At 62.6% G+C, this 11,142-nt stretch carries 13 protein-coding genes and 1 pseudogene; 9 read left to right on the top strand and 5 right to left on the bottom strand.

Annotated features, from left to right (window positions below; all coding sequences use genetic code 11):
- The 6 genes and pseudogenes from E5W87_RS04530 to E5W87_RS04505 form a co-directional block, all read left to right on the top strand.
- Nucleotides 1–424, top strand: a pseudogene (locus tag E5W87_RS04530) (tRNA (adenosine(37)-N6)-threonylcarbamoyltransferase complex transferase subunit TsaD); the annotation flags it as partial.
- Nucleotides 421–1,431: an NAD(P)H-dependent glycerol-3-phosphate dehydrogenase gene (locus E5W87_RS04525; RefSeq protein WP_292394439.1), complete on the top strand. Its 1,011-nt coding sequence runs from the start codon at nt 421–423 to the stop codon at nt 1,429–1,431. The pseudogene E5W87_RS04530 and the gene E5W87_RS04525, both read left to right, overlap by 4 nt.
- A gap of 129 nt (nt 1,432–1,560) precedes the next feature.
- The gene (locus E5W87_RS04520) at nt 1,561–1,857 is read left to right on the top strand and encodes a YciI-like protein (RefSeq protein ID WP_292394437.1); all 297 of its coding nucleotides are present in this window, start codon (nt 1,561–1,563) and stop codon (nt 1,855–1,857) included.
- A 27-nt stretch (nt 1,858–1,884) separates the two neighbouring features.
- Complete coding sequence (locus E5W87_RS04515) at nt 1,885–2,310, top strand: EVE domain-containing protein (RefSeq protein WP_292394435.1); 426 nt, start codon at nt 1,885–1,887, stop codon at nt 2,308–2,310.
- A 53-nt stretch (nt 2,311–2,363) separates the two neighbouring features.
- On the top strand, nt 2,364–2,963 hold the full coding sequence (locus E5W87_RS04510; RefSeq protein ID WP_292394448.1) for a methyltransferase: 600 nt from the start codon (nt 2,364–2,366) through the stop codon (nt 2,961–2,963).
- A 109-nt stretch (nt 2,964–3,072) separates the two neighbouring features.
- On the top strand, nt 3,073–3,489 hold the full coding sequence (locus tag E5W87_RS04505) for a DUF1761 domain-containing protein (protein WP_292394446.1): 417 nt from the start codon (nt 3,073–3,075) through the stop codon (nt 3,487–3,489).
- Between the two features lie 86 nt (nt 3,490–3,575).
- On the opposite strand, the gene gcvA is transcribed toward E5W87_RS04505, so the two are convergent.
- Nucleotides 3,576–4,496 carry a transcriptional regulator GcvA gene (gene gcvA / locus E5W87_RS04500; protein WP_292394433.1) on the bottom strand — a complete coding sequence of 307 codons (921 nt, stop codon included), beginning with the start codon at nt 4,494–4,496 and terminating at the stop codon, nt 3,576–3,578.
- Between the two features lie 50 nt (nt 4,497–4,546).
- Between gcvA and E5W87_RS04495 the strand changes: the two genes are divergently transcribed.
- Complete coding sequence (locus tag E5W87_RS04495; RefSeq protein WP_367118793.1) at nt 4,547–4,924, top strand: hypothetical protein; 378 nt, start codon at nt 4,547–4,549, stop codon at nt 4,922–4,924.
- A gap of 56 nt (nt 4,925–4,980) precedes the next feature.
- Here E5W87_RS04495 and E5W87_RS04490 read toward each other — a convergent pair whose 3' ends face one another.
- Nucleotides 4,981–5,514, bottom strand: a complete 534-nt coding sequence (locus E5W87_RS04490) for a L,D-transpeptidase (protein WP_245329832.1) — start codon at nt 5,512–5,514, stop codon at nt 4,981–4,983.
- 147 nt (nt 5,515–5,661) lie between these two features.
- Here E5W87_RS04490 and E5W87_RS04485 point away from each other — a divergent pair, with 147 nt between their 5' ends.
- Together E5W87_RS04485 and E5W87_RS04480 are read left to right on the top strand one after the other, a co-directional pair.
- Nucleotides 5,662–6,345 (top strand): response regulator transcription factor, encoded by a 684-nt coding sequence (locus tag E5W87_RS04485; protein WP_029349304.1) that lies wholly within the window; start codon nt 5,662–5,664, stop codon nt 6,343–6,345.
- A 230-nt stretch (nt 6,346–6,575) separates the two neighbouring features.
- Nucleotides 6,576–7,031 (top strand): cyclic nucleotide-binding domain-containing protein, encoded by a 456-nt coding sequence (locus E5W87_RS04480; RefSeq protein WP_128243978.1) that lies wholly within the window; start codon nt 6,576–6,578, stop codon nt 7,029–7,031.
- A 232-nt stretch (nt 7,032–7,263) separates the two neighbouring features.
- Here the strand turns inward: E5W87_RS04480 and E5W87_RS04475 are convergent, their stop codons facing one another.
- From E5W87_RS04475 to E5W87_RS04465, 3 genes are all read right to left on the bottom strand, one after another.
- On the bottom strand, nt 7,264–8,070 hold the full coding sequence (locus E5W87_RS04475) for an exodeoxyribonuclease III (RefSeq protein WP_292394429.1): 807 nt from the start codon (nt 8,068–8,070) through the stop codon (nt 7,264–7,266).
- Nucleotides 8,071–8,239: 169 nt separating this feature from the next.
- Nucleotides 8,240–8,923, bottom strand: a complete 684-nt coding sequence (locus tag E5W87_RS04470) for an outer-membrane lipoprotein carrier protein LolA (protein WP_128243979.1) — start codon at nt 8,921–8,923, stop codon at nt 8,240–8,242.
- A 167-nt stretch (nt 8,924–9,090) separates the two neighbouring features.
- A partial coding sequence (locus E5W87_RS04465) for a DNA translocase FtsK (RefSeq protein WP_292394426.1) occupies nt 9,091–11,142 on the bottom strand: 2,052 nt, incomplete at its 5' end.

Raw genomic sequence — 11,142 nt, 5'->3', positions numbered from 1 at the left:
ACGCCAGGCGGCGACGGCCATTGCCCCGTTGAGCGACCAGGACGTCGCCGATATCTGCGCCTCGTTCCAGGTCGCGGTGGCGGATGCGCTGGATGACCGTGTTTCGAGAGCGCTGACGCGTTTTCGCGAAACCTTTCCTGATAAGCAAGATCCTGCGCTGGTTGTTGCCGGCGGTGTCGCTGCCAACCGGACGATCAAGACGACACTGGAAGCCTTGTGCGAGAAAGCCGGCTTTGCTTTCGTCGCGCCGCCGCTCAAACTCTGCACCGACAATGCGGCGATGATCGCCTGGGCCGGCATTGAACGGCTGCGCGCCGGCATTGCGGGTGAAAACACCGCCGCTTTCGTGCCGCGCTCGCGCTGGCCGCTGGACAGCGTCTCCGCCCCGATGGTCGGCTCGGGTCGACGCGGAGCCAAGGCATGACCGGTAGCGGGCACAAGGCGCCAAGTGGCTGGCGCATTGCCGTGCTCGGCGGCGGTGCCTGGGGCACGGCGCTGGCGCTGGCCATGCTGCGGGCCGGTCATTTCGTCCGCCTCTATGCGCGCGACCCGGAGACCGTCGCCGCGATCGACCGTGGCGAAAATCCGCGCTATCTGCCGGGCATCGCGCTCCAGGCCGGCATCGTGGCAACGAACGACATCGAGGCCGCGCTCGACGGCGCCGACTGCGTTCTGGCGGTGGCACCGGCGCAGTCGCTGCGCGCCATGCTAGCCACCGCGAAAGGCCCTATGCCGAACGGCGTCCCGCTGGTTCTCTGCGCCAAGGGCATCGAGCGCGACACCGGCGCATTGCTGTCGGCCATCGCTAGAGAGATCCTGCCTGAAAATCCGATTGCCGCCCTGTCCGGCCCGAGCTTCGCCACCGACGTCGCCAGGGGGCTGCCGACGGCCGTGGTGGTCGCCGCCCGCAACGAGGGTCTGGCGGCAGACCTTGCCGCGCGCTTTTCGGCGCAGAATCTGCGCTGCTATTCGAGCGACGATCTCATCGGCGTCGAGATCGGCGGGGCGCTGAAGAACGTCTTTGCCATTGCCGCCGGTGCCGTCACTGGCGCCGGGCTCGGCGCCAGCGCCCAGGCCGCGATGGTGACGCGCGGCTTTGTCGAATTGCGCCGCATCGGTGCTGCCTTTGGCGCCAGGCCGGAAACGCTGATGGGACTTTCCGGTCTCGGCGACCTGTTGCTCACCTGCTCGTCCGCCCAGTCGCGCAATTTCGCCTACGGGCTGGCGCTGGGGCAAGGCAAGCCGCTTACCGGCCTGCCACTGGCCGAAGGCGTGCCGACGGCGGCGATCGCCGCCCGCATCGCCACCGAGCGCCGGATCGATGCGCCGATCATCACCGCCGTCGCCGCCATACTGGACGGGACGATCACCATTCGCCAGGCTGTGTCGGCGCTGATGACAAGGCCGCTGAAGACCGAAACCGATGTTTAGAGCGACGTGCGTCCGCTTGGACGCACAAAGTACGCTCTAACACTTTGAAACTGCGCATCGTGCTTTCCGAAAATCGATTCCGATTTTCGGGCCGATGCGATAAATCTCGAACAATCCGGAGATGGAAAGATGCTGTTTGCGTTGATTTGCAAGGACAAGCCTGGAAACCTGCAGGTGCGGCTCGATACTCGGCCTGAGCATATTGCCTTTTTGGAAGGATTGAACGGCGAGAAGAAGCTGGCCTTCGCCGGTCCGTTCCTCGGCGCCGACGGCAAGCCGAACGGCAGCCTCGTCGTGGTCGAGGCGCCCGATCTGGCCGCGGCAGAGGCCCTGTCGGCGGCAGACCCCTACGCCAAGGCCGGGCTGTTCGAAAGCGTCGAAATCAGGCAATGGAACTGGACCTTCAACAAGCCTGCGGTTGCCTGATTCCAGCCGGCAGGAGGAGCAAATACGATGAACTACTGGCTGTTCAAATCGGAACCCTCGGTCTTCTCCTTCGAAGCGCTGAAGGCGAAGGGCAAGGCCGGAACGCAATGGGACGGCGTGCGCAACTATGCGGCGCGCAACAACATGAAAGCGATGCAGATCGGCGACCTCGGCTTCTTCTACCATTCCAACGACGGGCTCGACGTGGTCGGCATCGCCGAGGTCTGCGCGCTGGCCCATCAGGACAGCACTACCGACGATCCGCGTTGGGAATGCGTCGATATCCGTGCCGTCAAGGATATGCCGAAGCCGGTGACGCTGGAACAGGTCAAGGCCAATCCCAAGCTTGCCGAGATGGCACTGGTCCGGCTCGGAAGGCTTTCAGTGCAGCCGGTGACGCCGGCCGAATGGAAAGAGGTCTGCCGCATGGGCGACCTGACGCCGGCTCCGTGACGGCGCTGACGCCAAACAGCGCGAAAAACTTCATCCTCGACAACACGGCGCTGATGGCGCCGCCGCATGTGCCCGAGATCCTGCTGCATCTGGCCGACGAAGCGCATGATCTGTGGCAGCGGACCGAGGACGAACTGGCCGAAATCGGGCTGCCGCCTCCCTTCTGGGCCTTCGCTTGGGCCGGCGGCCAGGGCCTTGCCCGCTACATCCTCGACAATCCGTCTGATGTGCACGGCAAGCGCGTGCTCGACTTTGCCTCCGGCTCCGGCCTTGTCGCCATTGCAGCAATGAAGGCCGGCGCGGCAGAGGTGATCGCCGCCGATATCGACCCGTTCTGCGCGAGCGCGATCCGCCTCAATGCCGAGGCCAATGATGTCCGGATCAAATTCCTCGGCTCGGATTGCATCGGAACCGATGCGGGCTGGGATGTGGTTCTGGCCGGCGACGTCTTCTACGACAAATCCTTTGCCGACAGGCTGATGCCGTGGTTCGCGACGCTCAAGTCACGCGGCGCCGACATTCTCGTTGGCGATCCCGGCCGCTCCTATCTGCCGAAGATCGGGTTGGAGCCGCTCACCGTCTACGAAGTGGCGGTGACCCGGGCGCTGGAAGATGCCCTGGTCAAGCGCACGACCGTCTGGCGGTTTGCTTGACGGCATCGCCGAACAGGCGTTCCATCACGCATCGATTTTGAGAATACTCATGTCGTTATCCCAAAACCGCTGGGCACTTTTGGGCGACATGCTTCCGGGGAGGGAAATCATGGATTTTTCAGCAGTGAACTGGCTGGCGGTGATCGTCGCCGCCGTGGTGGCGTGGTTGTTCGGCGCCGCCTGGTACATGGGCTTGAGCAAGCCCTGGCTCAAGGCCGCCAAGCTTGATCCGGCGACCATGAGTAAATCGCCGCTGCCATTCGTCATCAGCTTCGTCGCGGAACTGGTCATGGCGCTCGTCATGTCCCTCGTCGTCGGAGCGATGACCGGAGGCGAGCCGAGCCTCCTTGCCGGGCTCGTATTCGGCTTCGTTCTCTGGCTGGGATTCGTCGCCACGACGCTTTCCGTCAACCATCGTTACGAAGGTTTCGGCTGGGACCTGACCATCATAAACTGCGGCCACTGGCTTGGCGTGCTGCTCATCATCGGCGCGGTGATCGGTTGGTTTGGAGCAGCGGCGGCTTGAGCTAGAGCAAATTCCAGGAAAAGTGCGTAGCGGTTTCCCTGGGGAATTGCGCAAAAACAAGCCGCTCTAAGGATCCGCCACGATCGTCAGGTCGGTGTTTTCGCGACTTCGTCGAGAAGCCATTCGCGAAAGGCGACGATGCGCGGGTCGTGCGCCGCACTTTTGGGATAGACCAGGAAATAGGCGAATTCGGGCGCGACCTTGATGCCCAGCTCAAACGGTCGCACCAGCCTGCCCTCGGAAAGGTCGTTTGCCACCATGGCGAAATCGGCAAGCGCGACGGCATTGCCGTCGAGCGCAGCCTGAACGACATCCGAAGACGTGCCGAAGACCATCGTTCGGCTGTCGTCGAAATCGTCGACGCCGGCCGCTGCCATCCACATGCGCCAATTCGGCCATGTCACACCCTGGCGCGCCCACTCGATGTGGGCAAGCGTGTGGTGAAACAGGTCGCGCGGCTCCTTCAGCGGCGGCCCCGCCCGCAGCAACGCCGGACTGCAGACAGGAATGATGACGTTTTCGAACAGCCGGTCGGCGCAAAGTCCCGGATATTTCCCGGCGCCGAAGCGGATGCCGATATCGACATCGTCGAGGTCGAAGTCGCGCACCTCATAGCTGATGTCGAAACGGAGCTCGATGTCGGGCTGATGCTTACGAAACCCGTCGACGCGCCGCATCAGCCATTTTGTCGCGAACTGTGCGTCGAGGGTGACTTTCAGCAGCGCCGTTCCGCGCGCCATCTTGTGCGCCCGTGAGACGGCCCGGCCAAGCAGGTCGAGCGCGTCGGTCGAGGCCTCGAACAGCACCGCGCCCGCTTCGGTCAGCCGAATGGTGCGGCTGGTGCGCGTGAACAGCACGATGCCGAGCTGATCCTCGATTTCCTTGATCTGGTGGCTGACCGCGGCCGGCGTCAGGCCGAGTTCGTCTGCGGCGCGGGTGAAATTGAGGTGCCGGGCCGCCGCTTCCAGCGTCCTCAGTGCACGGGTTCCAGGCAGCAGGCGCGCCATCACTCCAGGACGAGGAAAGGCCGGTCAAGCATTTCCACCTCAAACAAAACTTGAAGATACTGAGAAAACTACTCGTTTCTCGTTTTAATTTCAATCCGGCATGCTGTGTTCATCGAACAAACATCAAACCGGATTTGTTGTCCGGAGAAGCGGATTGCACCATGTCCCACATTGTCTTGAGCTCTGCAGCCATCCGCCCGGCCTGGTTGCGCGCGCTGTTTGATTGGTTCCGCCATGCAAAAATCGCGGTCAACCTTCCGCAGGAGAACATCGAGGATCTTCCGGACCGCCAATTGCGCGACATCGGCGCCGAACGGAAGGATGTCGCACGTGTGATGGACAGGGAACTCGGTCGGCTGGGTCTTCTCGACATCGGCTGGCAGAGGCCGCGGAGGGCAGTAGGTAGGGCAGTAGGAAATCGCCAATAGATATGCGCCGGACTGCGCCACCCTTACTTTCGCTAATCCCCTACTGCCCTACTGCCCTACCTCACCACCCTCACTACTGTACGGTCCGACAGCAGCGGCAACAGCCGGGCCATCGTGCGTGCCGTCACCGCGACGCAGCCTTGCGTCGGCGTGAAGCCGGGGCGCGCCAGGTGAAAGAAGATCGCGCTGCCGCGCCCGCGGCGGCGCGGCGCAATGTTCCAGTCTAGCACCAGGCAGGCGTCATAAAGCCGGTCGGCGCGCAGCATCCGCTCGTGGCTGGCACCATAGGGAATCCTGACGGGGCGGTTGTAGTTGCGGTCCTCAGGCACCTCGCACCAGCCGAGATCGGGACCGATCGGCGCCATCGCCAGCCGGGTTTTGCGGCCCTCGGAAAAATGATCGTTACGGAAATATCCCGACAGGATCCGCATCGAACCAAGCGGCGTGGCGCCGTCGCCTTCGCGTTTGCCGGCCGATATGCCGCCGCGTCCCAGCGCACATGAAAACACCAGTTTGCCAGCCTGCAGGAACCCCTGGCTGGCGTGGCCGGGCCTTGCTCGCACCGTGAGAACACGGAGCCCTTTTCGCAAAAATGCGCTCGCCTCATTGCACGCGCGTTTTTTCTTGTATGATCGTGCCACGGAACAAATCACTGTGATCGGCTGTTGTGCCGGTCAGCTTCCGCATAAACAGGCAGCGGTCAACTGAATTTTCTTTTCAAAACAACGGATTGATCCATGACTTCACGCACCATTCTGATCGTCGATGACGATGACGACCTGCGCGGCACGCTCGTCGAGCAATTGTCTCTCTATGAGGAATTCGACGTCCTGCAGGAATCAACCGCCGCCAAAGGCGTCGCCACGGCCCGCGGCGGCCTCATCGATCTGCTCATCATGGATGTCGGCCTGCCTGACATGGATGGCCGGGAGGCGGTGAAGATACTGCGCAAGGGCGGCTACAAGTCGCCCATCATCATGCTGACTGGACACGACACCGATTCCGACACGATTCTCGGCCTCGAAGCCGGCGCCAACGACTATGTGACCAAGCCTTTCCGCTTTGCGGTTCTCTTGGCCCGCATTCGTGCGCAGCTTCGCCAGCATGAGCAGAGCGAAGACGCCACCTTTTCGGTCGGCCCCTACACTTTCAAGCCCAGCCAGAAGCTTCTGATCGACCAGCGGGGCGCCAAGGTGCGGCTGACCGAAAAGGAAGCCTCGATCATCAAGTATCTCTACCGCGCCGACCAGAAGGTGGTGACGCGCGATGTGCTGCTCGAGGAAGTGTGGGGCTACAATTCCGGCGTCACCACGCACACGTTGGAAACCCATGTCTACCGGCTGCGCCAGAAGATCGAGCGCGATCCTTCCAATGCGGAAATTCTTGTGACAGAAAGCGGCGGCTACAAGCTGGTTCCTTAAACATTTAATTATCCAATGAGCGGTCGGGGCGGGGCCGCTTTCGGGGTACGATCCTGATACTGGAGGTGGTTTTGGATCGGCCTCGCTGATGCATCGGCCCAAAAATCGGAATCGATCTTTTGTAAAGCACGGTGCGTCGATTCAAAGCGTAAGAGCGTCCTTTGCGCGTCCAAAGGGACGCTCGGCGCTCTAAGGGAGGGATTGGACTGACCGTTCGGGGACATAGCTAGATGGCGTTGGATGACGACATCCGCATCCTGTCCACCGTGAGGCTCTTCGAGGGCTTCACGGACGAACAGTTGCGTCTGCTCGCCTTTGGCGCGGAAACCACAAGGCTGCAGGCCGACCACAAGCTTTACCGCGAGGACGACGAGGCCGATTGCGCCTATATCGTGGTCAGCGGGCGCATCGTGCTGTATCGCGAGCAGAACGGCGACCGCGTCCCGATAGGCACGGCCGGCCCCGGCACGACGCTCAGCGAACTGGCGCTGATCGCCGACACCAACCGGCTGACCAGCGCATCCGCCGAGATCGATTCGGAAGTGCTGCGGCTCAGCCGCAAGATGTTCCGCCGCATCCTGGAGGAGTATCCCGATATCGCGGTCCATCTGCACCAGCGCATTTCCGAGGATTTTCAGGCAATGATCCGCCGCATCGAAGAGCTGGCGTCGCGTTTCGAGAGCTGAGCGGGCAAAGATGGTACGGAAACTTCTAAAACGCCGGAGGGACAGCGCCCCCCTCTGTCCTGCCGGACATCTCCCCCACAAGGAGGGAGATTAGCAGTTCGGACGCTCCGCCCACTTCTGCAGCGTTGGAGATTGGCGAAAGCCAAGGTGACGGCCAATCTCCCCACAAGTGGGGGAGATGTCCGGCAGGACAGAGGGGCGCGCGAAGGATCGCTACAGGCGGCAGTCCGCACTACTCTAAATCGAAGCGCGCTATCACCGGCACATGGTCCGACGGCCGTTCCCAGCCGCGCGCCAGCCGCAGGATCTCGTAGCCGGCAAAGCTCGGCACCAGATTTGGCGACGACCAGACATGGTCGAGCCGCCGGCCGCGATCCGACGCTTCCCAATCCTGCGCACGATAGCTCCACCAGGTGTAGAGCTTCTGTTCATAAGGCACGTTGAGCCGCATCAGGTCGACCCAGTCGCCGGCGAGCCGCATCGCCTCGAAATTTTCCGTCTCGACCGGCGTATGGCTGACCACTTTCAAGAGTTGCTTGTGCGACCAGACATCGTGCTCGAGCGGCGCAATGTTGAGGTCGCCGACCAGGATCGAGCCGGAGACCTCGTCATGCTCGGCGCGGATGGCGTTCATTTCGGCGACGAAATCCAGCTTATGCCTGAACTTGCGGTTGATCTCCGGGTCGGGCTCGTCGCCGCCGGCCGGAACGTAGAAATTGTGCAGCAGGATTGCCTTGCCGCCGGCCCGCACGGTGACCGACAGATGCCGGCAATCCTCGATCTCGCAGAAGCGGCGCTTTTCGACGATCTCCATCGGCCGCCGCGCCACCGTCGCCACGCCGTGATAGCCCTTCTGGCCGTGGAAGGCGATGTGCTCGTAGCCGAGCTTGCGGAACGCCTTCTCGGGAAACAGCTCGTCGGGAACTTTGGTTTCCTGCAGGCAGAGCACGTCCGGTGCCTGTTCGACAAGCAGGCGTTCGACGATCGGCATGCGCAGGCGGACGGAATTGATGTTCCAGGTGGCGATGGAAAAGGGCATGCACAGGATCCGGGGGCAGGCACATGGCCGCCAGAGGCAAACGCCTTTGGCGAGTCATGCGCCCATGAGAGAGTCGGGCCAGAACCTGCCAGCCGCGAGCCTTAAAAACAAGCCGGGCCGCGCCTGGCAAGGCACGGCCCAAGACTTTGCACAGCTATCGCAGCAAGGCTTACCGCGATTTGGTGTTGAGCTCGCGGTTAGCCGTATAGTCGATGGCAAAAGTGTCGGGGGCAAAGCTTACGCCTTCCCTGACGTTGAAGATCATCACCGTCGTGTCCTTGCCTTGCGCGTCGGTGATCGTCCACTGGCGCAATTCGTAGGATTTCGGATCGAACATCATGGTGATCTTCGAGCTGCCGAACACTGATTTGTCGGCAAGCTGGATGGTGGTGACGTCGTTCTCTTCCTTGACGCTTTTGACACGGCCGCCGGAGAGGTCGATCTTGGTGTCGAGGAGCAGCTTGAGCGGCGTCTTTGACAGCGGGTAGAGATCGGACGTTTTCAGCCGCTTATTGAGGATGACCACCGACCTGCCGTCGGAAATCACCCTGAAATTCGACGTCCCGTCGTAGTTGAAGCGGATCTTGCCTGGCCGTTCCAGAAAGAACTTGCCGCCGGTCTGCTCGCCCTTGGGTCCGAACTGCACAAACTCGCCGGCCATCGATTTGACCGAGGAAAAATGGTCGGCGATCTTCTGTGCGGTGGGTGGCACCGCCGCTTGCGCCGACGCCAGCAACTGGACCCCGGGCACGACATTGACGGCCGCAGCACCTGCCAGGACCAGACCGAGGCCAAGCAACTGGCGGCGGGTCGGGGCAAAATCGCTGATCGTGGCGAAAGAAGAGTTTTTCATGCCGGTCACTCTCGTCTGGTTTATCTGTTGTCGCAGTGTTTGGCCCCCCAGTTGGGCTTAAGTTTGGCGGGCCGAACAGCGCTTGGTCGTTGCAACGCGCCAAAAGGTTCGAAGTTGCCGCCCGTCAAGGTTGCAGCGGGCAGATCTGCCGGTTCTTTCCGGTCGGATCAGAACTTGTCGTCCTCCGTCGGTACCAGAATCTCGCGTTTTCCGGCATGGTTGGCCGGGCCGACAATGCCTTCCTTCTCCATCTTCTCGATGATCGAGGCGGCGCGGTTGTAGCCTATGCCGAGCCTTCGCTGGATGTAGCTGGTCGAGGCCTTGCCGTCACGTAGCACCACCGAAACCGCCTGATCGTAGGGATCGTCGGAATCCTCGAAATTGCCGCCACCGCCGCCGCCGGAGCTACCTTTGCCCGACGGCTCGTCTTCCTCGTCGTCATCCTCGGTGATGGCGTCGAGATATTCCGGTACGCCCTGCAGCTTCAGATGCGCGACGATTTTCTCGACCTCGTCATCGGAAACGAACGGACCGTGGACGCGCTGGATGCGGCCGCCACCGGCCATGTAGAGCATGTCGCCCATGCCAAGGAGCTGTTCGGCGCCCTGCTCACCCAGGATGGTGCGGCTGTCGATCTTCGACGTCACCTGGAAGGAAATGCGGGTCGGGAAGTTGGCTTTGATCGTGCCGGTGATGACGTCGACCGACGGCCGCTGTGTCGCCATGATGACGTGGATGCCGGCGGCGCGCGCCATCTGCGCAAGGCGCTGCACTGCGCCTTCGATGTCCTTGCCGGCGACCATCATCAGGTCGGCCATCTCGTCGATGATGACGACGATGTAGGGCATCGGCTCAAGATCGAGGTTTTCCGTCTCGTAGACCGCCTCGCCGGTCTGGCGGTCGAAACCGGTCTGCACCGTGCGCGAGATCTTCTCGCCTTTCTTCTCGGCCTGCTGCACCCGCGCATTGAAACCGTCGATGTTGCGGACGCCGACCTTCGACATCTTGCGGTAGCGGTCCTCCATCTCGCGCACGGTCCATTTCAGCGCCACCACCGCCTTCTTCGGGTCGGTGACCACAGGCGTCAGCAGGTGCGGGATGCCGTCATAGACCGAGAGCTCCAGCATTTTCGGGTCGATCATGATCAGTCGGCAGTCCTGCGGCGTCAGCCGGTAGAGCAGCGACAGGATCATGGTGTTGATGGCGACCGACTTGCCCGAACCGGTAGTGCCGGCGACCAGCACGTGCGGCATCTTGGCGATGTCGACGATGACTGCCTCGCCATTGATGGTCTTGCCGAGCGCCAGCGCCAGCTTGGCCTTGGTGGTCTCGAAATCGCGACTGGCCATGATCTCCCTGAGATAGACGGTCTCGCGCTTGGCGTTCGGCAGCTCGATGCCGATGGCATTGCGGCCGGGCACCACGGCGACGCGGCAGGCGATCGCGCTCATCGAGCGGGCGATGTCGTCCGACAGGCCGATGACCCGCGACGATTTGATGCCGGGCGCCGGCTCCAGCTCATAGAGCGTGACGACCGGGCCGGGGCGAACATGGATGATCTCGCCCTTGACGCCGAAATCCTCCAGCACGCCCTCAAGCAGGCGGGCATTCTGCTCCAGCGCATCCTTGGACAGGCTGGCGTCGCGCACGACGTTCTTGGGCTCGGACAGGAAATGCAGCGACGGCATTTCGAATGTTTCGGAGCCGATCAGCGATGTCTGCGCTTCGCGCTGGACACGAGCGCCCGGAACGGGCCGGGGCGCCGGCGCCTCGACGCGTGTGGCCGCATCGGAGCGGAACGGCTGCACCTTCGCATTGGGCGCGGCGCGGCGCTGGCCCGCGGGCTCCGGCGCAAAATCCATGTCGTCGTCCTCGTCGAAGACATCGGCGTCGTCGGGATCGAGCGAGGCGCTGCGGTCGTTGACCAACGCGGCGAAGAATTCCGGCTCGACGCGGGCGCGGCCATCCGGGCTCATCCGCGCTTCGGCGAACTCGGCCGATTCGACCCTCTCGGCAGCCCGGCGCCAGGCGCTGGCGCGCGGTTCCATCTCCGGTTCGAAATCGTCGCGCTCCCGGCGGCGAGCGGCGCGGCGGCGAAGGTAAGCACGCAACGACAGCCACCAATGGGTGATCGCGCCAAGCGCCAGAATGCCCTCGTCGCCTTCATCCTCGTCATTGTCGAAAAGCAGATCGTCCTGATCCCGGGGATCGGGTGCCGC

Source organism: Mesorhizobium sp. (genome assembly GCF_004962925.1).
Lineage (GTDB): Bacteria > Pseudomonadota > Alphaproteobacteria > Rhizobiales > Rhizobiaceae > Mesorhizobium.
This window is presented reverse-complemented; position numbering and strand designations above follow the sequence as displayed.